Source organism: Pseudomonas sp. Tul2A7, assembly GCF_054790505.1.
Genome location: NZ_CP186499.1, coordinates 2,800,668 through 2,824,321, shown reverse-complemented (window position 1 = coordinate 2,824,321; position 23,654 = coordinate 2,800,668). Strand labels below are relative to the sequence as shown.

Sequence of the window (23,654 nt, the reverse complement as noted above, 5' to 3'; positions counted from 1 at the left end):
TAGTGTGCATCCATCCAGTATTTGCCCGTATACTCCTACGTTTTCGACGCCCGCCGAGCGAGGCCACTTTGGACAAGATCCTGATACGTGGGGCCCGTACCCACAACCTGAAGAACATCGACCTGACCCTGCCACGGGACAAGCTGATCGTCATCACCGGCCTGTCCGGATCCGGCAAGTCGTCCCTGGCCTTCGATACCTTGTACGCCGAAGGCCAGCGCCGCTATGTCGAATCGCTGTCGGCTTACGCCCGCCAGTTCCTGTCGATGATGGAAAAACCCGACGTCGACACCATCGAAGGCCTGTCGCCAGCGATCTCCATCGAACAGAAGTCGACTTCGCACAACCCGCGCTCCACGGTCGGCACAATTACCGAAATCTACGATTACCTGCGCCTGCTTTATGCACGCGTCGGCACGCCGCGCTGTCCGGATCACGACATTCCACTGGAAGCGCAGACCGTCAGCCAGATGGTCGATCTGGTCCTGGCGCAGCCGGAAGGCAGCAAACTGATGTTGCTGGCCCCGGTGATTCGCGAACGCAAGGGTGAACATCTTTCGGTCTTCGAAGAACTGCGCGCCCAAGGTTTCGTCCGGGCGCGAGTCAACGGGCGGATCTGCGAGCTCGACGAACTGCCGAAACTGGATAAACAGAAGAAGCACTCGATCGATGTAATCGTCGACCGTTTCAAGGTACGCGCCGATCTGCAGCAACGTCTGGCCGAATCCTTCGAGACCGCATTGAAACTGGCAGATGGTATCGCCCTGGTCGCGCCGATGGACGACGAGCCCGGCGAAGAGATGATCTTCTCCGCGCGCTTCGCCTGTCCGATTTGCGGCCACGCAATCAGCGAGCTGGAACCCAAGCTGTTTTCCTTCAACAACCCGGCCGGCGCATGCCCGACGTGCGATGGTCTGGGTGTGAAGCAGTTCTTCGACATCAAGCGACTGGTCAACGGTGAACTGACCTTGGCCGAGGGCGCAATACGTGGCTGGGACAGGCGTAACGTCTATTACTTCCAGATGCTCGGCTCATTGGCCTCGCACTACGGTTTCAGCCTCGAAGTACCGTTCAACGAACTGCCGGCCGATCAGCAGAAATTCATCCTGCATGGCAGCGGCTCGCAGAACGTCGACTTCAAATACCTGAACGACCGTGGCGATATCGTCAAACGCTCGCACCCGTTCGAAGGCATCGTGCCCAATCTGGAGCGTCGCTACCGCGAGACCGAGTCGGCCAGCGTGCGCGAAGAGTTGGCGAAGTTCCTCAGCACCCAGTCCTGCCCGGACTGCCGTGGCACGCGCCTGCGTCGCGAAGCGCGCCACGTGTGGGTTGGCGAGAAGACATTGCCGGCAGTGACCAATCTGCCGATCGGCGATGCTTGCGAATACTTCGGCCAACTGAAGATGACCGGCCGCCGTGGCGAGATCGCGGACAAGATTCTCAAGGAAATCCGTGAGCGTCTGCAGTTCCTCGTCAACGTCGGTCTCGATTATCTGTCACTGGATCGCAGCGCTGACACCCTTTCCGGTGGTGAAGCACAACGTATTCGTCTGGCCAGCCAGATCGGCGCCGGCCTGGTGGGTGTTTTGTACATCCTCGACGAACCGTCCATTGGCTTGCACCAGCGTGACAATGATCGACTGCTCGGCACGCTTAAGCACCTGCGCGACATCGGTAACACGGTAATCGTGGTCGAGCACGACGAAGATGCGATTCGCTTGGCTGACTATGTCGTCGATATCGGCCCGGGCGCTGGCGTACACGGTGGGCAGATCGTTGCCGAAGGTACGCCGGCTGAAGTCATGGCGCATCCGGATTCCCTGACCGGTAAATACCTGTCAGGCCGAGTGAAGATCGAAGTGCCGGCCAAGCGCACACCGCGCAATAAAAAGCTGACCCTGTCGCTCAAGGGTGCGCGCGGCAACAACTTGCGCAACGTCGACCTGGAAATCCCGATTGGCTTGCTGACGTGCGTCACCGGTGTATCCGGGTCTGGCAAATCGACGCTGATCAACAACACACTGTTCCCGCTGAGCGCCACGGCACTCAATGGCGCGACCACGCTGGAGGCCGCTGCACACGACAGCATCAAAGGCCTGGAACATCTCGACAAAGTCGTCGACATCGACCAGAGCCCTATCGGCCGTACACCGCGCTCCAACCCGGCGACGTATACCGGGTTGTTCACACCGATCCGCGAGCTGTTCGCCGGCGTGCCCGAGTCTCGCTCTCGCGGCTACGGCCCGGGGCGTTTCTCGTTCAACGTCAAGGGCGGTCGTTGCGAAGCCTGTCAGGGCGATGGCCTGATCAAGGTTGAGATGCACTTCCTGCCGGACATCTACGTGCCGTGCGATGTGTGCAAGAGCAAGCGCTACAACCGCGAAACCCTTGAAATCAAATACAAGGGCAAGAGCATCCACGAAACCCTCGAGATGACCATCGAGGAAGCCCGGGTGTTCTTCGATGCGGTGCCAGCCCTAGCGCGCAAGCTGCAAACACTGATGGATGTCGGTCTGTCGTACATCAAGCTCGGGCAGTCGGCAACGACGCTTTCTGGTGGTGAGGCGCAGCGGGTCAAGTTGTCTCGCGAGCTATCCAAGCGCGATACCGGCAAGACGCTGTACATCCTCGATGAACCGACCACCGGTTTGCACTTCGCGGATATTCAGCAGTTGCTCGATGTGTTGCATCGACTGCGCGACCACGGCAACACCGTGGTGGTGATCGAGCACAACCTCGATGTGATCAAAACTGCCGACTGGCTGGTAGATCTCGGACCGGAGGGTGGCTCCAAAGGTGGGCAGATCATTGCCACCGGCACGCCGGAGCAGGTGGCCGAGATGAAGCAATCTCACACTGGCCATTACCTCAAGCCATTGCTGATTCGCGATCGGGCTTAAACGCCAGACACGAAAAAGCCCCTGTCACTTCAACAGTGACAGGGGCTTTTTTGTATCTATTGCAATCAGGAAGCGTGGGATTGCAGGTAGTTTTCGAGACCAATCAACTTGATCAGGCCCAACTGCTTTTCCAGCCAGTAGGTGTGATCTTCTTCTGTATCGTTAAGCTGAACCCGCAGGATCTCGCGGCTGACGTAGTCTTTATGCTGCTCGCACAGCTCGATGCCTTTGCACAGTGCAGCGCGAACTTTGTATTCGAGGCGCAGATCAGCTTCGAGCATTTCCGGCACAGTGGTGCCGACATCCAGATCATCCGGACGCATGCGCGGCGTGCCTTCGAGCATCAGAATCCGGCGCATCAACGCGTCAGCGTGGCCAGCTTCTTCTTCCATCTCATGGTTGATTCGCTCGTAGAGCTTGGTGAACCCCCAGTCCTCATACATCCGCGAATGAACGAAATATTGATCACGCGCGGCCAGTTCGCCGGTCAGCAACGTGTTGAGGTAATCGATTACGTCTGGGTGGCCTTGCATCGCCCTACATCTCCCTACTTGAAAGTCTGTAGTTTGAACCAACCTGACTGGAAGGTCACCCGCTTCACGCAATAAAAGCGAAGATATTCTGAGAAAAGCAGCCTAAATAACGCAAAAACCGCCCAAATGAGGGCGGTTCTGCTTCTCGTTTAGACTTCGTTAAGCTGTACGTTGAGCAGCTTTGCGATTGCTTCTCCATACGCCGTGTCGGCTTTGTAGAAATGCTGCAACTGACGATCGACCACATCACTGGAAACACCCGACATGGCGCCGGCGATATTGCTGACCAGCAATGCTCTCTGCTCGTCGCTCATCAGGCGGAACAGCGCACCGGCGTGGCTGTAGTAATCGGTGTCTTCGCGGTGATCGTAGCGATCGGCAGCACCGCTCAAGGCCAGTGCAGGTTCTGCGTAACGCGGAGCTTGTTTCGGCGCTTCGGTGTAGCTGTTCGGTTCGTAGTTAGGTGCTGCACCACCGTTGCTGCCGAACGCCATCGAGCCGTCGCGCTGGTAAGTGTTTACCGGGCTGCGTGGCGCGTTTACCGGCAGTTGCTGGTGATTGGTACCCACGCGGTAGCGGTGAGCGTCAGCGTACGCAAATACGCGGCCCTGTAACATACGATCTGGCGACAGACCAACACCTGGCACCATATTGCTTGGGCCGAATGCCGCTTGCTCGACTTCTGCGAAATAGTTCTGCGGGTTGCGGTTCAGCTCCAACTCACCCACCTCGATCAACGGGAACTCTTTCTGCGACCAGGTTTTGGTGACATCGAAAGGATTCTCGTAATGCGCAGCAGCCTGAGCCTCCGTCATGACCTGGATGCACACGCGCCATTTCGGGAATTCACCGCGCTCGATCGCTTCGAACAGATCACGCTGGGCGTAATCCGGATCGGTGCCAGCCAACCGTGCAGCATCGGCCGGAGCCAGATTCTTGATGCCTTGTTTGGTCTTGTAGTGCCATTTCACCCAGTGACGCTCACCTTTTGCGCTGATCAGGCTGTAGGTGTGGCTGCCGAAGCCGTGCATGTGACGGTAGCCATCAGGAATGCCACGATCGGAGAACAGAATGGTGACTTGGTGCAGCGCCTCAGGCGAATGCGACCAGAAGTCCCACATCATCTGCGCGCTTTTCAGGTTGCTTTGCGGCAGGCGCTTTTGGGTGTGGATGAAATCAGGGAATTTCAACGGATCGCGAATGAAGAACACTGGCGTGTTGTTGCCAACGATGTCCCAGTTACCTTCTTCGGTGTAGAACTTCAGCGCGAAACCACGAGGGTCTCGCTCGGTATCCGCCGAACCGCGCTCGCCACCGACAGTGGAGAATCGCAAAAATGTCGGGGTCTGCTTGCCGACAGATTCGAACAGCTTGGCGCTGGTGTACTCGGTTATGTCACGAGTCACGGTAAACGTGCCGTAAGCACCCGAGCCTTTGGCATGTACGCGGCGCTCAGGAATGTTTTCCCGATTGAAGTGGGCGAGCTTCTCGATCAGATGAAAGTCGTCGAGCAGCAGCGGGCCACGTGGGCCGGCGGAGCGAGAATTCTGGTTATCAGCGACAGGTGCGCCACTGGCGGTCGTAAGCGTTTTGATCTGGCTCATACGGTCTTCTTCCTCTGTCAGTCTTGAAGCTGCCGGCTAATCGGCTTGCTGGAAAGTATCGATCATCCATGTGACGCATACAAATTCATTAACTTGCAGACATCGATAGATAATTACTAATTATGTTTCCCAGCACATAGTGACAACAGAGACATGTCGGAAGCTTGTATGAACCGCGCATTTTCTTGCAGGCACAAAAAACCGGGCACTAGGCCCGGTTCTTTGTTTCAGACTGACGTCTTACTCGGCGGATACAGCTTCGCCAGCAGTAGCACGATCAACCAACTCGACGTACGCCATAGGCGCGTTGTCGCCAGCGCGGAAACCGCACTTGAGGATGCGCAGGTAGCCACCCTCACGGGTAGCGTAACGCTTGCCCAGATCGTTGAAGAGCTTACCAACGATAGCTTTCGAACGAGTACGGTCGAAAGCCAGACGGCGGTTAGCCAGGCTGTCTGTCTTGGCCAGAGTGATCAGCGGCTCAGCAACGCGACGCAGTTCTTTGGCTTTTGGCAGAGTAGTTTTGATCAGCTCGTGCTCGAACAGCGACACCGCCATGTTTTGGAACATGGCCTTGCGGTGCGAGCTGGTGCGGCTCAGGTGACGACCACTTTTACGATGACGCATGGTTCATTCCTTACCAAACACTACGTTCGGTGATTACGACGATCAGGCAGTCGCCTTGTCGTCCTTCTTAAGACTTGCAGGCGGCCAGTTGTCGAGGCGCATGCCGAGGGACAGACCGCGGGAGGCCAGAACGTCCTTGATTTCAGTCAAGGATTTCTTGCCCAGGTTCGGAGTCTTCAACAGCTCTACTTCGGTACGCTGAATCAGGTCGCCGATGTAGTAGATGTTTTCCGCCTTAAGGCAGTTAGCCGAACGTACAGTCAGTTCCAGATCGTCAACCGGGCGAAGCAGGATCGGATCGATCTCGTCTTCCTGCTCGACAACCACTGGCTCACTGTCACCTTTGAGGTCGACGAACGCAGCCAACTGCTGTTGCAGGATGGTTGCAGCGCGGCGGATAGCCTCTTCAGGATCCAGAGTACCGTTGGTTTCCAGATCAATAACCAGCTTGTCCAGGTTGGTACGCTGCTCGACACGGGCGTTTTCCACCACGTATGCGATACGGCGAACCGGGCTGAACGAAGAGTCAAGCTGCAAGCGACCGATGCTGCGGCTTTCGTCTTCATCGCTCTGACGCGAGTCGGCTGGTTCATAACCACGACCACGAGCTACGGTGAGCTTCATGTTCAGGGCGCCGTTAGACGCCAGGTTAGCGATTACGTGATCGGGATTAACGATCTCGACATCATGATCCAGCTGAATATCGGCAGCGGTAACCACCCCCGAACCCTTCTTCGACAAGGTCAGCGTAACTTCGTCACGACCGTGCAGCTTGATGGCCAGACCTTTAAGGTTCAACAGGATTTCAATTACGTCTTCCTGTACACCTTCGATGGCGCTGTACTCGTGGAGCACACCGTCAATCTCGGCCTCGACTACTGCGCAGCCGGGCATTGAGGACAACAGGATGCGTCGCAGCGCGTTGCCCAGGGTGTGGCCAAAACCACGCTCGAGAGGCTCGAGAGTGATCTTGGCGCGGGTTGGACTGACAACCTGCACATCAATATGGCGGGGTGTCAGGAACTCATTTACCGAAATCTGCATGGATGCACCTATTTTCTAGCCCTTACTTGGAGTAGAGCTCGACAATCAGGCTTTCGTTGATGTCGGCGGACAGATCACTGCGAGCAGGAACGTTCTTGAAAACGCCCGACTTCTTCTCAGTGTCTACTTCTACCCATTCTACGCGGCCACGTTGGGCACACAGATCGAGAGCTTGGACAATGCGAAGTTGGTTTTTTGCTTTCTCGCGAACTGCAACCACGTCACCAGCACGAACCTGATACGACGGAACGTTTACGGTCTGACCGTTAACGCTGATCGACTTGTGCGATACCAGCTGACGGGATTCGGCACGAGTCGAACCAAAGCCCATACGGTATACAACGTTGTCCAGACGGCATTCGAGCAGTTGCAGCAGGTTTTCACCGGTTGCACCTTTCTTGCCAGCAGCTTCTTTGTAGTAGCCGCTGAACTGACGCTCGAGAACGCCGTAGATACGACGGACCTTCTGCTTTTCACGCAGTTGGGTGCCGTAATCGGACTGGCGACCGCGGCGTTGGCCGTGGATACCAGGTGCTGCTTCAATGTTGCACTTCGATTCGATCGCGCGCACGCCGCTCTTCAGGAAGAGATCGGTGCCTTCGCGACGAGCGAGTTTGCATTTTGGACCAATGTAACGAGCCATTCTTTACAATCTCCTGGATTACACGCGGCGCTTCTTCGGCGGACGGCACCCGTTGTGCGGGATTGGCGTCACGTCGGTGATGCTGGCGATCTTATAGCCACAGCCGTTCAATGCACGGACAGCAGACTCACGACCTGGACCTGGACCTTTGACGTTAACGTCGAGGTTTTTCAGGCCATATTCCAGCGCAGCTTGACCAGCACGTTCAGCAGCTACTTGAGCAGCAAACGGGGTGGACTTGCGGGAACCGCGGAAACCCGAACCACCGGAGGTAGCCCAAGAAAGCGCGTTACCTTGACGGTCGGTGATGGTCACGATGGTGTTGTTAAAAGAAGCATGGATGTGGGCGATGCCATCAACCACTGTCTTTTTAACTTTTTTACGAGGACGAGCAGCAGGTTTTGCCATGATTAATTTCCTGTCGATTCGCGTGGGCGATTACTTGCGGATCGGCTTACGCGGACCTTTACGGGTACGCGCGTTAGTCTTGGTACGCTGACCGCGCACTGGAAGACCACGACGATGACGCAGACCACGGTAGCAACCGAGGTCCATCAAACGCTTGATTTTCATGTTGATTTCGCGACGCAGGTCACCTTCAGTGGTGAACTTCGCCACTTCGCCACGCAACTGCTCAATCTGCTCGTCGCTCAGATCTTTGATCTTTGCGGCTGGGTTTACCCCAGTCTCTGCGCAAATTTTCTGCGCAGTAGTGCGACCAACACCATAGATGTAGGTCAGCGAGATAACAGTATGCTTGTTATCTGGAATGTTAACGCCTGCAATACGGGCCATTCAGTGGGACTCCAATTGACAGCTACCTACGCCCCGGAAGCCAAGAAATAGGGCGCGAGATAATATCGCTGTAATAACAAATAATCAACCCGGTAGCGCACTAGCTACCGGGCTTGAAGCACAATCACACTCAGCCTTGGCGCTGTTTGTGACGCGGTTCCGCGCTGCAAATTACTCGAACAACACCTTCGCGGCGAATAATCTTGCAGTTACGGCACAGCTTTTTCACCGATGCACGAACTTTCATCACCAACTCCTCGAACCTTATGGGTACTCAGCGCAACATGCCGCTGCCGTAACCCTTCAGGTTGGCTTTCTTCATCAGGGATTCGTACTGGTGCGAAACGAGGTGCGATTGTACTTGGGACATGAAGTCCATCACAACCACGACCACGATCAGCAACGAGGTCCCGCCAAGGTAGAACGGAACGTTTGCTGCAACCACCAGGAACTGGGGCAACAGGCACACGGCCGTCATGTAAAGAGCACCGAACATGGTCAAGCGAGTCAGAACGCCATCAATATAGCGCGCAGACTGCTCACCTGGACGGATGCCCGGAATAAAGGCACCGGACTTCTTCAGGTTTTCCGCTACGTCTTTCGGATTGAACATCAACGCCGTATAGAAGAAGCAGAAGAAAATAATCCCTGCACTAAACAGCAGAATATTCAACGGCTGACCAGGAGCGATCGACTGCGAGATGTCCTGCAACCAGCCCATACCTTCAGACTGACCGAACCAGGCACCCAACGAAGCCGGGAACAGCAAAATGCTGCTCGCGAAAATAGCCGGAATAACACCGGCCATGTTCACCTTAAGCGGCAAGTGGCTTGTCTGTGCAGCAAAAACCTTGCGGCCCTGCTGACGCTTGGCGTAGTGAACAGCAATACGACGCTGACCACGCTCAATGAACACCACGAAACCGATAATCGCTACTGCCAGCAAACCGATGGCAACCAAGGCGAAGATGTTGATATCACCCTGACGCGCAGACTCGAAAGACTGCCCGATTGCTCTCGGAAGACCGGCGACGATACCCGAAAAAATCAACATCGAGATACCGTTGCCTACACCACGCTCAGTAATCTGCTCACCCAGCCACATCATGAACATCGCACCAGCCACAAAAGTGGATACCGCGACGAAATGGAAGCCAAAGTCACCAGTGAACGCAACACCCTGCCCCGCCAGACCAATGGACATGCCAATAGCCTGAACGAGAGCGAGGATGACGGTGCCGTAGCGGGTGTACTGGCTGATCTTGCGACGGCCAGCTTCACCTTCCTTCTTCAACTGCTCCAGCTGCGGGCTGACGGCTGTCATCAGTTGCATGATGATCGATGCCGAAATGTACGGCATGATCCCCAGTGCAAAGATGCTCATCCGTTCCAGCGCGCCGCCGGAGAACATGTTGAACAAGCTAAGAATGGTCCCCTCATTCTGTCGAAACAGGTCTGCGAGTCGGTCCGGGTTGATACCTGGAACCGGGATGTGTGCGCCTATTCGGTAGACGATAATCGCCAGGAACAGAAAACGCAGACGAGCCCAGAGTTCAGACATACCGCCTTTGCCGAGCGCAGAGAGAGCACCTTGCTTAGCCATTTATTCCTCGAACTTGCCGCCAGCTGCTTCGATAGCCGCACGCGCACCTTTGGTGGCGCCGATTCCCTTGCCGATAGTGACAGCGCGAGTCACTTCACCGGACAGCATGATTTTCACACGCTGTACGTTGACGTTGATCACGTTGGCATCTTTCAGGGACTGCACGGTGACGATGTCGCCTTCCACTTTAGCCAGTTCGGACAGACGCACTTCTGCGCGGTCCATGGCTTTCAGGGAAACGAAACCGAACTTCGGCAGGCGACGATGCAGCGGCTGTTGACCGCCTTCAAAGCCTGGAGCAATGGTGCCACCGGAGCGGGAGGTCTGACCTTTGTGACCACGGCCACCAGTCTTACCCAAACCGCTACCGATACCACGGCCCGGACGATGCTTTTCGCGACGGGAACCCGGCGCTGGACTCAGATCATTGAGTTTCATCGATTAACCCTCGACACGCAGCATGTAGTAAGCCTTGTTGATCATCCCGCGATTCTCGGGAGTATCCTGGACTTCTACAGTGTGACCGATGCGACGCAGACCCAGACCCTTAACGCACAGTTTGTGGTTAGGGATGCGGCCGGTCATGCTTTTGATCAGCGTTACTTTAACGGTAGCCATGATCAGAAGATCTCCTTGACGCTTTTGCCACGCTTGGCGGCAATGGATTCAGGAGACTGCATAGCTTTCAAACCTTTGAAAGTGGCGTGAACCACGTTTACCGGGTTAGTCGAGCCGTAGCACTTGGCCAGAACGTTCTGAACGCCAGCAACTTCGAGGACAGCACGCATAGCGCCGCCAGCGATGATACCGGTACCTTCAGAAGCAGGCTGCATGTACACCTTCGAAGCGCCGTGAGCGGACTTCATTGCGTACTGCAGAGTGGTGCCGTTCAGATCAACTTGGATCATGTTGCGGCGAGCAGCTTCCATTGCCTTCTGGATCGCAGCAGGCACTTCACGCGACTTGCCACGGCCGAAGCCAACACGCCCTTTACCATCACCAACCACGGTCAACGCGGTAAAAGTGAAGATACGGCCGCCTTTAACGGTTTTGGCTACGCGGTTAACTTGAACCAGCTTCTCAATGTAGCCTTCGTCGCGCTTTTGGTCGTTATTTGACATAACTTAGAACTCCAGCCCAGCTTCACGAGCAGCATCAGCCAGCGCTTTAACGCGGCCGTGGTACTTGAAGCCAGAGCGGTCGAAAGCCACTTGCGAGACGCCAGCGGCCTTAGCACGCGTAGCGACCAGCTGGCCAACCTTTGTGGCCGCGTCGATGTTGCCAGTGGCGCCATCACGCAGTTCTTTATCCAAAGTCGAGGCGCTTGCCAGGACTTTGTTGCCGTCGGCCGAGATGACCTGGGCGTAGATGTGCTGCGACGAGCGGAACACGCAGAGACGCACGACTTCGAGTTCGTGCATTTTCAGGCGTGCTTTGCGAGCGCGACGCAGTCGAGTAACTTTTTTGTCGGTCATTTGCTATGCCCTACTTCTTCTTGGCTTCTTTACGACGGACGACTTCGTCCGCGTAGCGCACACCTTTGCCTTTGTACGGCTCTGGTGGACGGAAGTCGCGGATCTCAGCAGCCACTTGACCTACCAGCTGCTTGTCGATGCCCTTGATCAGGATATCGGTCTGGCTAGGAGTCTCAGCGGTGATGCCTTCCGGCAGTTCGTAATCCACTGGGTGCGAGAAGCCAAGGGCCAGGTTCAGAACCGTGCCTTTTGCTTGCGCCTTGTAACCAACACCGACCAGCTGGAGCTTGCGCTCGAAGCCTTGGCTTACGCCTTGGACCATGTTGTTTACCAACGCACGCGTGGTACCGGCCATTGCGCGAGTTTGTTGATCGCCATTGCGAGCAGCGAAACGCAGCTCACCAGCTTCTTCAACGATCTCAACGGACGAATGGATGTTCAGTTCAAGAGTACCCTTGGCACCCTTCACCGAAAGCTGTTGGCCTGCGAATTTTACTTCGACACCGGCTGGCAGCTTAACGGGGTTCTTAGCGACGCGAGACATGCTTATCCCCCCTTAGAACACAGTGCAAAGAACTTCGCCGCCGACACCGGCAGCGCGCGCAGCACGATCCGTCATCACACCTTTGTTGGTGGAGACGATAGACACGCCAAGACCGCCACGAACTTTCGGCAGATCTTCAACGGACTTGTACTGACGCAGGCCTGGACGACTAACGCGCTTCACTTCTTCGATAACCGGACGGCCTTCGAAGTACTTCAGCTCGATGGACAACGACGGCTTAGCGTCGGTGGTGATCTGAAAATCCGCGATGTAACCTTCGTCCTTCAGGACTTTTGCTACAGCCGCCTTCAACGTGGAAGATGGCATGCTTACGACAGACTTTTCAGCCATCTGGGCATTACGGATTCGAGTTAGCATGTCCGCTAACGGGTCCTGCATACTCATGGGCTAGACGCTCCTAATACAGAAAAATTAGCCTTGCGGCTACTACTTGTCGCCGAGAACTTCCGGGCATGAAAAACACGGGCTCAGGCGAGCCGGTCATTCTAGACACACCCCAGAAATGAATCAAGCCCCAAAAGGGGCTTGATTCAGATTCAAGGCCACCGATGGTCAGGTTCTTGCGAACCCGAACATCGAGACTTTGACAGCAATTACCAGCTGGCTTTAACCAGACCTGGTACGTCACCACGCATTGCAGCTTCACGCAGCTTGTTACGGCCAAGGCCGAACTTGCGGTAAACGCCGTGCGGACGACCAGTCAGGCGGCAACGGTTACGCATGCGCGAAGCGCTTGCGTCACGTGGTTGCTTCTGCAGAGCTACGGTAGCTTCCCAACGTGCTTCTGGACTTGCGTTCAGATCAACGATGATAGCTTTCAGCGCTGCACGCTTGGTGGCGTACTTGGCAACGGTGAGCTGACGCTTCAGCTCACGGTTTTTCATGCTCTTCTTGGCCATTTTCCTACTCCAATCAGTTGCGGAACGGGAATTTGAAAGCACGCAGCAGAGCGCGGCCTTCATCATCGTTCTTGGCAGTGGTGGTCAGGGTAATGTCCAGACCGCGGAGAGCATCGATCTTGTCGTAGTCGATTTCCGGGAAAATGATCTGCTCTTTCACGCCCATGCTGTAGTTACCACGACCATCGAAGGACTTGGCATTCAGGCCGCGGAAGTCGCGAACCCGAGGCAGGGAGATCGAAAGCAGACGATCCAGGAACTCATACATACGCTCACGGCGCAGAGTCACCTTGACGCCGATCGGCCATCCTTCACGGACTTTAAAGCCAGCGATGGATTTACGAGCGTAGGTCACAACGACTTTTTGGCCGGTGATCTTTTCCAGGTCAGCAACAGCATGCTCGATGACTTTTTTGTCACCAACAGCTTCGCCCAGACCCATGTTCAGGGTGATTTTTGTAACGCGTGGAACTTCCATCACGTTCGAAAGCTTAAGTTCTTCCTTAAGCTTCGGTGCGATTTCCTTCCAGTAAATCTCTTTTAGTCGTGCCATGGTCTTCTACCTAGCAGTGTTCAAGCATCAACCGCTTTTTGGGTCGACTTGAAGACACGAATTTTCTTGCCGTCTTCTACTTTGAAACCAACGCGGTCAGCCTTGTTGGTTTCGCCGTTGAAAATGGCGACGTTAGAAGCGTCCAGTGGAGCTTCTTTTTCGACGATACCGCCTTGCACGCCCGACATCGGGTTAGGCTTGGTATGACGCTTGACCAGGTTCAGACCGCTGATAACCAGACGGTTATTAGCAAGAACCTTGAGCACCTTACCGCGCTTACCTTTGTCTTTGCCGGCGATCACGATGATCTCGTCGTCACGACGAATCTTTTGCATGTCGGATCTCCTTACAGCACTTCTGGGGCGAGCGAGACGATCTTCATGAACTTCTCAGTACGAAGTTCACGGGTCACTGGCCCAAAGATACGGGTGCCGATCGGCTCTTGCTTGTTGTTCAGAAGAACAGCAGCGTTGCCATCAAAGCGGATAATGGAGCCATCAGCACGACGTACGCCGTGACGAGTGCGGACTACAACAGCAGTCATCACTTGGCCTTTTTTCACTTTACCGCGAGGAATTGCTTCCTTCACGGTAACTTTGATGATGTCACCGATACCAGCGTAACGACGATGGGAGCCACCCAGCACCTTGATGCACATAACACGGCGAGCGCCGCTGTTATCGGCCACATCGAGCATGGATTGAGTCTGAATCATATAATTTCTCCGACCCCTAGTCCTTAGACTTCCACAGCGCGTTCGAGAACATCAACCAGCGCCCAAGACTTGGTCTTGGCCATAGGACGAGTTTCACGAATAGTGACTTTGTCGCCGATGTGGCACTGGTTGGTTTCGTCGTGCGCGTGCAGCTTAGTCGAACGCTTAACGTATTTACCGTAGATCGGGTGCTTTACGCGACGCTCGATCAATACGGTGATGGTTTTGTCCATCTTGTCGCTGACAACACGGCCAGTCAGCGTACGGACAGTTTTTTCGGCTTCAGCCATGATCACTTACCTGCCTGCTGGTTGAGCACAGTCTTCACGCGAGCGATGTCACGCTTAACTTGCGAGAGCAGATGAGACTGCCCCAACTGGCCAGTTGCTTTCTGCATACGCAGATTGAACTGGTCGCGCAGCAAGCCGAGCAGTTGCTCGTTCAGCTGCTGTGCGGATTTTTCACGAAGTTCATTCGCTTTCATCACATCACCGTCCGTTTAACAAAGGCGGTGGCGAGCGGCAGCTTTGCAGCAGCCAGGGCAAAAGCCTCACGCGCCAGCTCTTCAGAAACACCCTCGATTTCATACAGGACTTTGCCTGGCTGAATCTGGGCAACCCAGTACTCCACACTACCCTTACCTTTACCCATACGAACTTCGAGGGGCTTTTTGGAAATAGGCTTGTCCGGGAATACACGGATCCAGATCTTGCCGCCACGTTTAACGTGACGGGTCAGAGCACGACGCGCTGACTCGATCTGACGAGCGGTGAGACGACCACGAGCTACAGACTTCAGCGCGAACTCGCCGAAGCTGACTTTGCTACCGCGCTGAGCCAGACCACGGTTGTGGCCTGTCATCTGCTTGCGGAACTTCGTACGCTTAGGTTGCAACATTTGGCGTACCCCTTACTTAGCAGCTTTTTTACGAGGCGCTGGTGCTTGTGGTTTCAGCTCTTCTTGGCGACCACCAATTACTTCGCCTTTGAAGATCCAAACCTTTACACCGATCACACCGTAAGTGGTGTGAGCTTCGTAGTTGGCATAGTCGATGTCGGCACGCAGGGTGTGCAATGGCACACGACCTTCGCGATACCATTCAGTACGTGCGATTTCAGCACCGCCGAGACGACCGCTCACTTGGATTTTGATGCCCTTGGCACCAATGCGCATTGCGTTCTGAACTGCGCGCTTCATAGCGCGACGGAACATTACACGACGCTCCAGCTGCTGAGCTACGCTCTGCGCAACCAGCATACCGTCGAGCTCCGGCTTGCGGATCTCTTCGATATTGATGTGCACAGGCACACCCATTTGCTTGGTCAGGTCCTGACGCAGTTTCTCAACATCTTCACCTTTCTTCCCGATAACGATACCTGGACGAGCGGTGTGGATGGTGATACGTGCAGTTTGGGCCGGACGATGGATATCGATACGGCTTACGGACGCGCTTTTTAGTTTGTCTTGGAGATACTCACGCACTTTCAGATCTGCGAACAAGTAGTCCGCATAAGTCCGACCGTCTGCGTACCAGACGGAGGTGTGCTCCTTGACGATTCCCAGGCGAATGCCAATGGGATGTACTTTCTGACCCATCTCTTCGACTCCGTTACTTGTCAGCAACCTTGACAGTGATATGGCAAGACCGCTTGACGATGCGATCAGCACGGCCTTTGGCACGTGGCATGATGCGCTTCAGCGAACGCCCTTCGTTGACGAAAACAGTGCTGACCTTCAGGTCATCAACGTCTGCGCCTTCGTTATGCTCGGCGTTGGCTACGGCCGACTCCAGCACTTTCTTCATGATCTCGGCGGCTTTCTTACTGCTGAAAGCCAACAAGTTGAGCGCTTCGCCCACCTTCTTCCCGCGGATCTGGTCGGCGACCAAGCGGGCTTTCTGGGCGGAGATTCGAGCGCCCGACAACTTAGCGGCTACTTCCATTTCCTAACCCCTTAACGCTTGGCTTTCTTGTCAGCCACGTGCCCGCGATAGTTGCGGGTACCGGCGAACTCGCCCAGTTTGTGGCCGACCATGTCTTCGTTAACGAGAACTGGGACGTGCTGACGACCGTTGTGTACTGCGATGGTCAGACCGACCATTTGTGGCAGGATCATCGAACGACGCGACCAAGTCTTAATTGGTTTGCGATCGTTCTTTTCCGCCGCCACTTCGATCTTCTTCAGTAGGTGAAGATCAATAAAAGGACCTTTTTTCAGAGAACGTGGCACTGTCGTATCCCTCTATTTACTTGCGACGACGGACGATCATTTTGTCGGTACGCTTATTACCACGAGTCTTCGCGCCCTTAGTCGGGAAGCCCCATGGCGATACCGGATGACGACCACCAGAGGTACGACCTTCACCACCACCATGTGGGTGGTCAACCGGGTTCATGGCAACACCACGAACGGTTGGGCGAACGCCACGCCAGCGCTTGGCACCAGCTTTACCCAGCGAACGCAGGCTGTGCTCGGAGTTCGAGACTTCGCCCAGGGTCGCACGGCATTCAGCCAGGACTTTACGCATTTCACCGGAACGCAGACGCAGGGTAACGTAAACGCCTTCACGAGCGATCAGCTGAGCCGAAGCACCAGCAGAACGAGCGATCTGTGCGCCTTTACCTGGCTTCAGTTCGATGCCGTGTACGGTAGAACCGACTGGAATGTTGCGCAGTTGCAGAGCGTTACCTGGCTTGATTGGAGCCAGAGCGCCTGCGATCAGCTGGTCGCCAGCACTCACGCCTTTAGGGGCGATGATGTAGCGGCGCTCGCCGTCTGCGTAGCAGAGCAGTGCGATGTGAGCAGTACGGTTTGGATCGTATTCGATACGCTCGACAGTGGCGACGATGCCATCTTTGTCGTTGCGACGGAAATCGACCATACGATAATGCTGCTTATGACCACCACCGATGTGACGCGTGGTAATACGGCCATTGTTGTTACGACCACCAGTCTTCGATTTTTTCTCGAGCAGCGGTGCGTGAGGAGCGCCTTTATGCAGCTCCTGGTTGACCACCTTGACCACAAAACGGCGGCCAGGGGAAGTCGGTTTGCATTTAACGATTGCCATGATGCACCCCTTCCTTACTCAGCACTGCTGCTGAAATCGAGATCTTGGCCTGGCTGAAGGGAGATAACTGCCTTCTTCCAGTCATTACGCTTGCCCAGACCGCGAGCAGTGCGCTTGCTCTTACCCAGAACATTCAGGGTAGTGACGCGCTCTACTTTCACGCTGAACAGGCTTTCGACGGCCTTCTTGATTTCCAGCTTGGTTGCGTCAGTAGCAACCTTGAAAACGAACTGGCCTTTCTTGTCTGCCAGAACCGTAGCCTTCTCGGAAACGTGCGGGCCAAGCAGAACTTTAAATACGCGTTCCTGGTTCATCCCAGCAGCTCCTCGAATTTCTTCACGGCCGACACGGTGATCAACACCTTGTCGTATGCGATCAGACTAACTGGATCGGAACCTTGGACGTCACGTACATCTACGTGCGGCAGGTTACGAGCAGCCAGGTACAGGTTCTGATCAACAGCGTCCGACACGATCAAAACGTCGGTCAGGCTCATGTTGTTCAGCTTGCCCAGCAGATCTTTGGTTTTCGGAGTTTCAACAGCGAAATCCTGAACCACGACCAGACGATCAGTACGCACCAGCTCAGCAAGGATGGAACGCATTGCTGCGCGATACATCTTCTTGTTCAGCTTCTGGGAGTGATCCTGTGGACGTGCTGCAAAAGTGGTACCGCCGCCACGCCAGATTGGGCTACGGATAGTACCGGCACGAGCACGGCCAGTACCTTTCTGACGCCATGGGCGCTTACCGCCACCACGAACGTCGGAACGGGTCTTCTGCTGCTTGGTACCTTGACGGCCGCCAGCCATGTAGGCCACGACTGCTTGGTGAACCAGCGTCTCGTTGAATTCGCCGCCAAATGTCAGTTCGGAAACTTCGATCGCTTGAGCGTCATTTACATTTAATTGCATGTCAGCTTCCCCTTAACCGCGAGCCTTGGCTGCTGGACGTACAACCAGGTTGCCGCCAGTAGCGCCAGGAACAGCACCCTTGACCAACAACAGATTGCGTTCAGCGTCCACGCGCACTACTTCCAGGGACTGCACGGTCACGCGCTCAGCGCCCATATGACCGGACATTTTTTTGCCCTTGAATACACGACCAGGAGTCTGGCACTGGCCGATAGAGCCTGGGACGCGGTGGGATACGGAGTTACCGTGGGTGTTATCTTGCCCGCGGAAATTCCAACGCTTGATCGTACCCTGGAAGCCTTTACCCTTGGACTGACCGGTTACATCAACCAGTTGACCAGCGGCGAAGATTTCAGCGTTGATCAGATCGCCAGCCTGGTACTCGCCTTCTTCAAGACGGAATTCCATGGTAGTGCGACCAGCGGCAACGTTCGCTTTAGCGAAGTGGCCAGCCTGAGCTGCTGTTACACGCGAAGCACGACGCTCGCCGACAGTGACTTGCACTGCACGATAGCCATCGGTCTCTTCAGTTTTGAACTGGGTGACGCGATTCGGTTCGATCTCAATGACCGTGACCGGAATGGAGACACCTTCTTCGGTGAAAATACGGGTCATACCGCATTTACGACCGACTACACCAATAGTCATGTTGTAAACCTCATGAGTGTACGGGGCTTTCACCCGCTATGGCCGCCCATTTCAGAGCGTTACACGACTAAGACCGAGTCTTAGCCGAGGCTGATCTGCACTTCCACACCGGCCGCAAGATCAAGCTTCATAAGAGCATCAACGGTTTTATCCGTTGGCTGGACGATGTCCAGAACGCGCTTATGAGTGCGGATTTCGTACTGGTCGCGCGCGTCTTTGTTGACGTGCGGAGAAACCAGAACGGTGAACCGCTCTTTACGGGTAGGCAGTGGAATTGGACCACGCACTTGAGCACCAGTACGTTTCGCGGTTTCCACGATTTCCTGGGTTGATTGGTCGATCAGGCGATGGTCGAAAGCCTTCAACCTGATACGGATTTGCTGATTTTGCATTGGATTTCAGACTCCGGCTGCTATTCCCACCGAGCGCAATACGCCCGTTAAAAGGAGGCGCAATTCTATAGACGCCCCAGATAGGTGTCAACCCAATAAAAAAGCCCCCGCTGAGCGGGGGCTTTTTCAAGTCAACAAGCAAACTCTATAAAAGAGATTACTCGATGATTTTGGCTACGACGCCAGCGCCGACGGTACGACCGCCTTCACGGATAGCGAAACGCAGACCGTCTTCCATCGCGATGGTTTTGATCAGGGTAACAGTCATCTGAATGTTGTCACCTGGCATTACCATTTCAACGCCTTCTGGCAGCTCGCAGTTACCAGTCACGTCAGTAGTACGGAAGTAGAACTGTGGACGGTAGCCTTTGAAGAACGGAGTGTGACGACCGCCTTCTTCCTTGCTCAGAACATAAACTTCTGCAGTGAACTTGGTGTGCGGCTTAACCGAACCCGGCTTAACCAGAACCTGACCACGCTCAACGTCGTCACGCTTGGTACCACGCAGCAGAACGCCGCAGTTCTCGCCAGCACGACCTTCGTCGAGCAGCTTGCGGAACATTTCAACACCGGTGCAAGTAGTAACGGTGGTGTCACGCAGACCAACGATTTCCAGCGGATCCTGAACGCGAACGATACCGCGCTCGATACGACCAGTCACAACAGTACCGCGACCCGAGATCGAGAATACGTCTTCGATTGGCATCAGGAATGGCTTGTCGATCATACGAACTGGTTCTGGGATGTAGCTGTCCAGAGTTTCAACCAGCTTCTTGACGGCAGTGGTGCCCATCTCGTTGTCGTCTTTGCCTTCCAGAGCCATACGAGCCGAACCGATGATGATCGGAGTGTCGTCGCCCGGGAAGTCATAGGTGGACAGCAGGTCGCGAACTTCCATCTCAACCAGTTCCAGCAGCTCTGCGTCGTCTACCAGGTCAGCCTTGTTCAGGAAAACCACGATGTACGGAACGCCTACCTGACGGGACAGCAGGATGTGCTCACGGGTTTGCGGCATCGGACCATCAGCGGCCGAGCAAACCAGGATAGCGCCGTCCATTTGAGCAGCACCGGTGATCATGTTCTTCACATAGTCAGCGTGACCTGGGCAGTCAACGTGAGCGTAGTGACGGATCAGCGAGTTGTACTCAACGTGCGCGGTGTTGATGGTGATACCGCGAGCTTTTTCTTCTGGAGCGCTGTCGATCTTGTCGAATTCAACTACGGCCGAACCGAAAACTTCGGAGCAGACGCGAGTCAGAGCAGCGGTCAGAGTGGTTTTACCGTGGTCAACGTGACCGATAGTGCCAACGTTGACGTGCGGTAGGGAACGATCAAATTTTTCTTTAGCCACGACAATTAACTCCTAGCCTAAAGGGGCTGAATCAGCCTTGTTTTTTGGTTACGGATTCGACGATGTGCGACGGAGCCGTATCGTATTTTTTGAATTCCATAGAGTAGCTTGCGCGACCCTGGGACATGGAACGAACGTCGGTCGCATAACCGAACATCTCACCCAGTGGAACTTCGGCACGGATAACCTTGCCGGACACTGTGTCTTCCATACCCTGGATCATGCCGCGACGACGGTTAAGGTCGCCCATCACATCACCCATATAGTCTTCAGGCGTAACAACCTCTACAGCCATGATCGGCTCAAGCAACTCACCACCGCCCTTCTGGGCCAGTTGCTTGGTCGCCATGGAGGCAGCCACTTTAAACGCCATCTCGTTGGAGTCGACGTCGTGGTAAGAACCATCGAACACGGTAGCCTTCAGGCCGATCAGCGGATAGCCGGCAACAACGCCGTTCTTCATCTGCTCTTCGATACCCTTCTGGATAGCCGGGATGTATTCCTTAGGAACCACACCACCTACAACTTCGTTCACGAATTGCAGACCTTCCTGACCTTCGTCAGCAGGAGCAAAACGGATCCAGCAGTGACCGAACTGGCCACGACCGCCGGATTGACGAACGAACTTGCCTTCGATTTCACAGTTCTTCGTGATGCGCTCACGATACGAAACCTGAGGCTTGCCGATGTTGGCTTCGACGTTGAACTCACGGCGCATCCGGTCAACCAGGATGTCCAGGTGCAGCTCGCCCATGCCGGAGATGATCGTCTGACCAGTCTCTTCATCAGTTTTAACGCGGAAAGACGGGTCTTCCTGAGCAAGCTTGCCCAGAGCGATACCCATTTTTTCCTGGTCATCCTTGGTCTTAGGCTCTACGGCAACCGAAATAACCGGCTCCGGGAAGTCCATGCGAACCAGGATGATTGGCTTGTCAGCGTTGCAGAGGGTTTCACCAGTGGTGACGTCCTTCATGCCGATCAGGGCCGCGATGTCACCAGCGCGTACTTCCTTGATCTCTTCGCGGGCGTTTGCGTGCATTTGCACCATACGACCCACACGCTCTTTCTTGCCTTTAACCGAGTTGATCACGCCGTCGCCGGAGTTCAACACGCCCGAGTAAACACGGACGAAGGTCAAGGTACCCACGAATGGGTCGGTAGCGATCTTGAACGCCAGAGCCGAGAACGGCTCCGCATCGTCTGCATGACGCTCCAGCTCGATTTCCTCGTTATCAGGGTCAGTACCCTTGATCGCAGGAATGTCGGTCGGTGCAGGCAGGAAGTCGATAACGGCGTCGAGAACCAGGGGAACGCCCTTGTTCTTGAACGAAGAACCGCAAACAGCCAGAACGATTTCGCCGGCGATAGTACGCTGACGCAAAGCAGCTTTGATCTCTTCGATCGACAGCTCTTCGCCTTCCAGGTACTTGTTCATCAGCTCTTCGTTGGCTTCAGCAGCAGCTTCAACCATGTTGTTGCGCCACTCTTCAGCCAGCTCTTGGAGCTCGGCAGGAATGTCCTTGCGAACAGGGACCATACCCTTGTCAGAGTCGTTCCAGTAGACAGCTTGCATGTTGATCAGATCGATCTGACCCTGGAAGTTGTCTTCGGAACCGATGGCCAACTGGATCGGCACCGGAGTGTGACCCAGACGCTGCTTGATCTGACCGATCACGCGCAGGAAGTTGGCACCAGCACGGTCCATCTTGTTTACGTAAACAAGACGTGGAACACCGTATTTGTTGGCTTGACGCCATACGGTTTCCGACTGAGGCTCAACACCCGAAGTACCGCAGAACACAACGACAGCGCCGTCGAGTACGCGCAGGGAACGCTCAACTTCAATAGTGAAGTCAACGTGGCCCGGGGTATCGATTACGTTGAAGCGGTGCTCGTCCTTGTACTGCTTCTCGGAACCTTTCCAGAAAGCGGTGATGGCAGCAGAAGTAATGGTAATACCACGCTCCTGCTCCTGCACCATCCAGTCTGTGGTCGCGGCGCCATCATGCACCTCGCCCATTTTGTGACTTTTGCCGGTGTAAAAAAGGACGCGCTCGGTGGTGGTGGTTTTACCAGCATCCACGTGAGCGACGATACCGATGTTACGGTAGCGGCTAATCGGAGTAGTACGAGCCATAAAGCCCTCGCAAAATTAGTGAAGCTAAAATTAGAAGCGGTAGTGCGAGAAAGCTTTGTTGGCTTCAGCCATACGGTGCACGTCTTCACGCTTCTTAACAGCAGCACCTTTACCTTCAGCAGCATCCAGCAGTTCGCCAGCCAAACGCAGAGCCATAGACTTCTCGCCACGCTTACGGGCGAAGTCTACCAACCAGCGCATTGCCAGAGCGTTACGACGGGAAGGACGAACCTCGACCGGAACCTGGTAAGTAGCACCACCAACGCGGCGCGACTTCACTTCGACCAGCGGAGCGATGGCGTCGAGTGCTTTTTCGAAGAGTTCCAGGGGATCGGTGCCAGCCTTACGGGTCGCAACGGTTTCCAGGGCACCATAAACGATACGCTCGGCAACGGCTTTCTTGCCGCTTTCCATAACGTGGTTCATGAATTTGGCGAGGATCTGGCTTCCGTATTTCGGATCGTCCAGAATCTCACGCTTTGCTGCTACGCGACGTCTTGGCATGATAAGCCCTCAAGCGGTCTTCAGGTTAGCTCGGGACAGATCCAATGGATGCGTGCCCGACCTTACTCTTATCGACTCAATAAAATGAAAATCTGCAAAGCGGCCGATTACTTCGGACGCTTGGTACCGTACTTCGAACGACCCTGGTTACGGCCTTTAACGCCGGAAGTATCCAAGGAGCCGCGAACGGTGTGGTAACGAACACCTGGCAAGTCTTTTACACGACCGCCGCGGATCAGTACCACGCTGTGCTCTTGCAGGTTGTGGCCTTCACCGCCGATGTACGAGGAAACCTCGAAACCGTTGGTCAGACGCACACGGCATACTTTACGCAGTGCCGAGTTAGGTTTTTTCGGCGTGGTGGTATACACACGGGTGCATACGCCACGACGTTGCGGGCAGTTCTGCAGCGCAGGTACGTCGGATTTCTCGACGATACGCTTACGCGGCTGACGTACCAGCTGGTTGATAGTTGCCATCTACTAGCTCCACTGTTGTCTTGCGACGCTATTGTCTTGCAAGAAAAGCAAAATGGCAGGAACGAATTCCCGCCAAATTTAGGGGATCAAGAGTCTAAAGAGGATCTTGCCCCCAGTCAAGGCAAGGCCCCGACCTCCCCGCCCGTCGAACCTTGACAATATGTCTCGATTCGACGAACGGAGCGATCAGGGCCTCAGCTC

The 23,654-nt window shown here is 55.0% G+C and carries 35 protein-coding genes; 1 reads left to right on the top strand and 34 read right to left on the bottom strand.

The features are described 5' to 3' along the window. Positions 1–68 precede the first annotated feature (68 nt). On the top strand, positions 69–2,903 hold the full coding sequence (gene uvrA, locus ACOYXJ_RS12725; RefSeq protein ID WP_102901733.1) for an excinuclease ABC subunit UvrA: 2,835 nt from the start codon (positions 69–71) through the stop codon (positions 2,901–2,903). 65 nt (positions 2,904–2,968) lie between these two features. Here the strand turns inward: uvrA and bfr are convergent, their stop codons facing one another. From bfr to rpsL, 34 genes are all read right to left on the bottom strand, one after another. Further along, positions 2,969–3,436, bottom strand: coding sequence for a bacterioferritin (bfr, locus tag ACOYXJ_RS12720; protein WP_016983567.1), 468 nt, complete (start codon positions 3,434–3,436; stop codon positions 2,969–2,971). A gap of 149 nt (positions 3,437–3,585) precedes the next feature. Further along, positions 3,586–5,040, bottom strand: a complete 1,455-nt coding sequence (locus ACOYXJ_RS12715; RefSeq protein WP_095122210.1) for a catalase — start codon at positions 5,038–5,040, stop codon at positions 3,586–3,588. Positions 5,041–5,280: 240 nt separating this feature from the next. After that, complete coding sequence (gene rplQ / locus ACOYXJ_RS12710; protein WP_003176402.1) at positions 5,281–5,667, bottom strand: 50S ribosomal protein L17; 387 nt, start codon at positions 5,665–5,667, stop codon at positions 5,281–5,283. A gap of 42 nt (positions 5,668–5,709) precedes the next feature. Then, a complete protein-coding gene (locus ACOYXJ_RS12705) occupies positions 5,710–6,711 on the bottom strand; it encodes a DNA-directed RNA polymerase subunit alpha (RefSeq protein WP_003186012.1) in 1,002 nt (333 codons plus the stop codon). 22 nt (positions 6,712–6,733) lie between these two features. Further along, positions 6,734–7,354: a 30S ribosomal protein S4 gene (gene rpsD, locus ACOYXJ_RS12700; RefSeq protein ID WP_003176404.1), complete on the bottom strand. Its 621-nt coding sequence runs from the start codon at positions 7,352–7,354 to the stop codon at positions 6,734–6,736. A gap of 18 nt (positions 7,355–7,372) precedes the next feature. Continuing rightward, positions 7,373–7,762 (bottom strand): 30S ribosomal protein S11, encoded by a 390-nt coding sequence (gene rpsK / locus ACOYXJ_RS12695; protein WP_002555466.1) that lies wholly within the window; start codon positions 7,760–7,762, stop codon positions 7,373–7,375. 30 nt (positions 7,763–7,792) lie between these two features. Further along, the gene (rpsM, locus tag ACOYXJ_RS12690) at positions 7,793–8,149 is read right to left on the bottom strand and encodes a 30S ribosomal protein S13 (protein WP_009045849.1); all 357 of its coding nucleotides are present in this window, start codon (positions 8,147–8,149) and stop codon (positions 7,793–7,795) included. Positions 8,150–8,279: 130 nt separating this feature from the next. Further along, positions 8,280–8,396, bottom strand: a complete 117-nt coding sequence (rpmJ, locus tag ACOYXJ_RS12685) for a 50S ribosomal protein L36 (RefSeq protein WP_002555468.1) — start codon at positions 8,394–8,396, stop codon at positions 8,280–8,282. A 27-nt stretch (positions 8,397–8,423) separates the two neighbouring features. After that, the gene (gene secY, locus ACOYXJ_RS12680) at positions 8,424–9,752 is read right to left on the bottom strand and encodes a preprotein translocase subunit SecY (protein ID WP_077574735.1); all 1,329 of its coding nucleotides are present in this window, start codon (positions 9,750–9,752) and stop codon (positions 8,424–8,426) included. Next, on the bottom strand, positions 9,753–10,190 hold the full coding sequence (gene rplO, locus ACOYXJ_RS12675) for a 50S ribosomal protein L15 (protein ID WP_003228720.1): 438 nt from the start codon (positions 10,188–10,190) through the stop codon (positions 9,753–9,755). 3 nt (positions 10,191–10,193) lie between these two features. Then, positions 10,194–10,370 carry a 50S ribosomal protein L30 gene (rpmD, locus tag ACOYXJ_RS12670; RefSeq protein WP_003176408.1) on the bottom strand — a complete coding sequence of 59 codons (177 nt, stop codon included), beginning with the start codon at positions 10,368–10,370 and terminating at the stop codon, positions 10,194–10,196. Between the two features lie 2 nt (positions 10,371–10,372). Beyond that, complete coding sequence (gene rpsE / locus ACOYXJ_RS12665; RefSeq protein WP_003186035.1) at positions 10,373–10,873, bottom strand: 30S ribosomal protein S5; 501 nt, start codon at positions 10,871–10,873, stop codon at positions 10,373–10,375. Between the two features lie 3 nt (positions 10,874–10,876). Then, on the bottom strand, positions 10,877–11,227 hold the full coding sequence (gene rplR / locus ACOYXJ_RS12660) for a 50S ribosomal protein L18 (protein ID WP_003186037.1): 351 nt from the start codon (positions 11,225–11,227) through the stop codon (positions 10,877–10,879). 10 nt (positions 11,228–11,237) lie between these two features. Then, positions 11,238–11,771 (bottom strand): 50S ribosomal protein L6, encoded by a 534-nt coding sequence (rplF, locus tag ACOYXJ_RS12655; RefSeq protein ID WP_003176412.1) that lies wholly within the window; start codon positions 11,769–11,771, stop codon positions 11,238–11,240. A gap of 12 nt (positions 11,772–11,783) precedes the next feature. After that, entirely contained in the window at positions 11,784–12,176 is a 393-nt protein-coding gene (gene rpsH, locus ACOYXJ_RS12650) for a 30S ribosomal protein S8 (RefSeq protein WP_077574736.1), read from the bottom strand. A 209-nt stretch (positions 12,177–12,385) separates the two neighbouring features. Further along, positions 12,386–12,691, bottom strand: a complete 306-nt coding sequence (rpsN, locus tag ACOYXJ_RS12645) for a 30S ribosomal protein S14 (protein ID WP_003228726.1) — start codon at positions 12,689–12,691, stop codon at positions 12,386–12,388. Positions 12,692–12,704: 13 nt separating this feature from the next. Next, positions 12,705–13,244 carry a 50S ribosomal protein L5 gene (gene rplE / locus ACOYXJ_RS12640; RefSeq protein ID WP_003176415.1) on the bottom strand — a complete coding sequence of 180 codons (540 nt, stop codon included), beginning with the start codon at positions 13,242–13,244 and terminating at the stop codon, positions 12,705–12,707. A gap of 20 nt (positions 13,245–13,264) precedes the next feature. After that, positions 13,265–13,579 (bottom strand): 50S ribosomal protein L24, encoded by a 315-nt coding sequence (gene rplX, locus ACOYXJ_RS12635; protein ID WP_008081905.1) that lies wholly within the window; start codon positions 13,577–13,579, stop codon positions 13,265–13,267. Positions 13,580–13,590: 11 nt separating this feature from the next. Then, positions 13,591–13,959 (bottom strand): 50S ribosomal protein L14, encoded by a 369-nt coding sequence (gene rplN / locus ACOYXJ_RS12630; protein ID WP_002555479.1) that lies wholly within the window; start codon positions 13,957–13,959, stop codon positions 13,591–13,593. Positions 13,960–13,982: 23 nt separating this feature from the next. Then, on the bottom strand, positions 13,983–14,249 hold the full coding sequence (gene rpsQ, locus ACOYXJ_RS12625) for a 30S ribosomal protein S17 (protein WP_003194644.1): 267 nt from the start codon (positions 14,247–14,249) through the stop codon (positions 13,983–13,985). 2 nt (positions 14,250–14,251) lie between these two features. Further along, complete coding sequence (gene rpmC / locus ACOYXJ_RS12620) at positions 14,252–14,443, bottom strand: 50S ribosomal protein L29 (protein ID WP_002555481.1); 192 nt, start codon at positions 14,441–14,443, stop codon at positions 14,252–14,254. Then, complete coding sequence (gene rplP / locus ACOYXJ_RS12615) at positions 14,443–14,856, bottom strand: 50S ribosomal protein L16 (RefSeq protein ID WP_007896757.1); 414 nt, start codon at positions 14,854–14,856, stop codon at positions 14,443–14,445. The genes rpmC and rplP overlap by 1 nt, the downstream gene beginning before the upstream one ends. A 12-nt stretch (positions 14,857–14,868) precedes the next feature. After that, complete coding sequence (gene rpsC / locus ACOYXJ_RS12610) at positions 14,869–15,555, bottom strand: 30S ribosomal protein S3 (protein ID WP_003176422.1); 687 nt, start codon at positions 15,553–15,555, stop codon at positions 14,869–14,871. Positions 15,556–15,568: 13 nt separating this feature from the next. Beyond that, positions 15,569–15,901: a 50S ribosomal protein L22 gene (gene rplV, locus ACOYXJ_RS12605; protein ID WP_003103908.1), complete on the bottom strand. Its 333-nt coding sequence runs from the start codon at positions 15,899–15,901 to the stop codon at positions 15,569–15,571. 11 nt (positions 15,902–15,912) lie between these two features. Continuing rightward, positions 15,913–16,188, bottom strand: coding sequence for a 30S ribosomal protein S19 (gene rpsS / locus ACOYXJ_RS12600; RefSeq protein ID WP_011336172.1), 276 nt, complete (start codon positions 16,186–16,188; stop codon positions 15,913–15,915). A gap of 16 nt (positions 16,189–16,204) precedes the next feature. After that, positions 16,205–17,029 (bottom strand): 50S ribosomal protein L2, encoded by an 825-nt coding sequence (rplB, locus tag ACOYXJ_RS12595; protein WP_003228734.1) that lies wholly within the window; start codon positions 17,027–17,029, stop codon positions 16,205–16,207. A 14-nt stretch (positions 17,030–17,043) separates the two neighbouring features. Beyond that, a complete protein-coding gene (gene rplW / locus ACOYXJ_RS12590) occupies positions 17,044–17,343 on the bottom strand; it encodes a 50S ribosomal protein L23 (protein ID WP_002555488.1) in 300 nt (99 codons plus the stop codon). Further along, positions 17,340–17,942, bottom strand: a complete 603-nt coding sequence (gene rplD / locus ACOYXJ_RS12585) for a 50S ribosomal protein L4 (protein WP_007918468.1) — start codon at positions 17,940–17,942, stop codon at positions 17,340–17,342. Before rplD ends, rplW begins: the two co-directional genes overlap by 4 nt. A gap of 12 nt (positions 17,943–17,954) precedes the next feature. Beyond that, positions 17,955–18,590 carry a 50S ribosomal protein L3 gene (rplC, locus tag ACOYXJ_RS12580; RefSeq protein WP_003228738.1) on the bottom strand — a complete coding sequence of 212 codons (636 nt, stop codon included), beginning with the start codon at positions 18,588–18,590 and terminating at the stop codon, positions 17,955–17,957. An 80-nt stretch (positions 18,591–18,670) separates the two neighbouring features. Further along, on the bottom strand, positions 18,671–18,982 hold the full coding sequence (rpsJ, locus tag ACOYXJ_RS12575; RefSeq protein ID WP_003186070.1) for a 30S ribosomal protein S10: 312 nt from the start codon (positions 18,980–18,982) through the stop codon (positions 18,671–18,673). A 157-nt stretch (positions 18,983–19,139) separates the two neighbouring features. After that, positions 19,140–20,333, bottom strand: a complete 1,194-nt coding sequence (gene tuf / locus ACOYXJ_RS12570; protein WP_095122212.1) for an elongation factor Tu — start codon at positions 20,331–20,333, stop codon at positions 19,140–19,142. A 31-nt stretch (positions 20,334–20,364) separates the two neighbouring features. After that, positions 20,365–22,470, bottom strand: coding sequence for an elongation factor G (fusA, locus tag ACOYXJ_RS12565; RefSeq protein WP_016984188.1), 2,106 nt, complete (start codon positions 22,468–22,470; stop codon positions 20,365–20,367). Positions 22,471–22,500: 30 nt separating this feature from the next. Continuing rightward, a complete protein-coding gene (rpsG, locus tag ACOYXJ_RS12560; RefSeq protein ID WP_007916467.1) occupies positions 22,501–22,974 on the bottom strand; it encodes a 30S ribosomal protein S7 in 474 nt (157 codons plus the stop codon). 107 nt (positions 22,975–23,081) lie between these two features. After that, a complete protein-coding gene (rpsL, locus tag ACOYXJ_RS12555; RefSeq protein ID WP_003186084.1) occupies positions 23,082–23,453 on the bottom strand; it encodes a 30S ribosomal protein S12 in 372 nt (123 codons plus the stop codon). Positions 23,454–23,654 lie beyond the last annotated feature (201 nt).

Excerpts from the sequence above, each read along its gene's own strand:
- bfr (WP_016983567.1), bottom strand. The coding sequence starts at position 3,436 with ATGCAAGGCCACCCAGACGTAATCGATTACCTCAACACGTTGCTGACC.
- ACOYXJ_RS12715 (WP_095122210.1), bottom strand. The coding sequence starts at position 5,040 with ATGAGCCAGATCAAAACGCTTACGACCGCCAGTGGCGCACCTGTCGCT.
- rplQ (WP_003176402.1), bottom strand. The coding sequence starts at position 5,667 with ATGCGTCATCGTAAAAGTGGTCGTCACCTGAGCCGCACCAGCTCGCAC.
- ACOYXJ_RS12705 (WP_003186012.1), bottom strand. The coding sequence starts at position 6,711 with ATGCAGATTTCGGTAAATGAGTTCCTGACACCCCGCCATATTGATGTG.
- rpsD (WP_003176404.1), bottom strand. The coding sequence starts at position 7,354 with ATGGCTCGTTACATTGGTCCAAAATGCAAACTCGCTCGTCGCGAAGGC.
- rpsK (WP_002555466.1), bottom strand. The coding sequence starts at position 7,762 with ATGGCAAAACCTGCTGCTCGTCCTCGTAAAAAAGTTAAAAAGACAGTG.
- rpsM (WP_009045849.1), bottom strand. The coding sequence starts at position 8,149 with ATGGCCCGTATTGCAGGCGTTAACATTCCAGATAACAAGCATACTGTT.
- rpmJ (WP_002555468.1), bottom strand. The coding sequence starts at position 8,396 with ATGAAAGTTCGTGCATCGGTGAAAAAGCTGTGCCGTAACTGCAAGATT.
- secY (WP_077574735.1), bottom strand. The coding sequence starts at position 9,752 with ATGGCTAAGCAAGGTGCTCTCTCTGCGCTCGGCAAAGGCGGTATGTCT.
- rplO (WP_003228720.1), bottom strand. The coding sequence starts at position 10,190 with ATGAAACTCAATGATCTGAGTCCAGCGCCGGGTTCCCGTCGCGAAAAG.
- rpmD (WP_003176408.1), bottom strand. The coding sequence starts at position 10,370 with ATGGCTACCGTTAAAGTAACGCTGATCAAAAGCATGACCGGCCGCATC.
- rpsE (WP_003186035.1), bottom strand. The coding sequence starts at position 10,873 with ATGTCAAATAACGACCAAAAGCGCGACGAAGGCTACATTGAGAAGCTG.
- rplR (WP_003186037.1), bottom strand. The coding sequence starts at position 11,227 with ATGACCGACAAAAAAGTTACTCGACTGCGTCGCGCTCGCAAAGCACGC.
- rplF (WP_003176412.1), bottom strand. The coding sequence starts at position 11,771 with ATGTCTCGCGTCGCTAAGAACCCCGTTAAGCTGCCAGCCGGTGTCGAA.
- rpsH (WP_077574736.1), bottom strand. The coding sequence starts at position 12,176 with ATGAGTATGCAGGACCCGTTAGCGGACATGCTAACTCGAATCCGTAAT.
- rpsN (WP_003228726.1), bottom strand. The coding sequence starts at position 12,691 with ATGGCCAAGAAGAGCATGAAAAACCGTGAGCTGAAGCGTCAGCTCACC.
- rplE (WP_003176415.1), bottom strand. The coding sequence starts at position 13,244 with ATGGCACGACTAAAAGAGATTTACTGGAAGGAAATCGCACCGAAGCTT.
- rplX (WP_008081905.1), bottom strand. The coding sequence starts at position 13,579 with ATGCAAAAGATTCGTCGTGACGACGAGATCATCGTGATCGCCGGCAAA.
- rplN (WP_002555479.1), bottom strand. The coding sequence starts at position 13,959 with ATGATTCAGACTCAATCCATGCTCGATGTGGCCGATAACAGCGGCGCT.
- rpsQ (WP_003194644.1), bottom strand. The coding sequence starts at position 14,249 with ATGGCTGAAGCCGAAAAAACTGTCCGTACGCTGACTGGCCGTGTTGTC.
- rpmC (WP_002555481.1), bottom strand. The coding sequence starts at position 14,443 with ATGAAAGCGAATGAACTTCGTGAAAAATCCGCACAGCAGCTGAACGAG.
- rplP (WP_007896757.1), bottom strand. The coding sequence starts at position 14,856 with ATGTTGCAACCTAAGCGTACGAAGTTCCGCAAGCAGATGACAGGCCAC.
- rpsC (WP_003176422.1), bottom strand. The coding sequence starts at position 15,555 with ATGGGTCAGAAAGTACATCCCATTGGCATTCGCCTGGGAATCGTCAAG.
- rplV (WP_003103908.1), bottom strand. The coding sequence starts at position 15,901 with ATGGAAGTAGCCGCTAAGTTGTCGGGCGCTCGAATCTCCGCCCAGAAA.
- rplB (WP_003228734.1), bottom strand. The coding sequence starts at position 17,029 with ATGGCAATCGTTAAATGCAAACCGACTTCCCCTGGCCGCCGTTTTGTG.
- rplW (WP_002555488.1), bottom strand. The coding sequence starts at position 17,343 with ATGAACCAGGAACGCGTATTTAAAGTTCTGCTTGGCCCGCACGTTTCC.
- rplD (WP_007918468.1), bottom strand. The coding sequence starts at position 17,942 with ATGCAATTAAATGTAAATGACGCTCAAGCGATCGAAGTTTCCGAACTG.
- rplC (WP_003228738.1), bottom strand. The coding sequence starts at position 18,590 with ATGACTATTGGTGTAGTCGGTCGTAAATGCGGTATGACCCGTATTTTC.
- rpsJ (WP_003186070.1), bottom strand. The coding sequence starts at position 18,982 with ATGCAAAATCAGCAAATCCGTATCAGGTTGAAGGCTTTCGACCATCGC.
- fusA (WP_016984188.1), bottom strand. The coding sequence starts at position 22,470 with ATGGCTCGTACTACTCCGATTAGCCGCTACCGTAACATCGGTATCGTC.
- rpsG (WP_007916467.1), bottom strand. The coding sequence starts at position 22,974 with ATGCCAAGACGTCGCGTAGCAGCAAAGCGTGAGATTCTGGACGATCCG.
- rpsL (WP_003186084.1), bottom strand. The coding sequence starts at position 23,453 with ATGGCAACTATCAACCAGCTGGTACGTCAGCCGCGTAAGCGTATCGTC.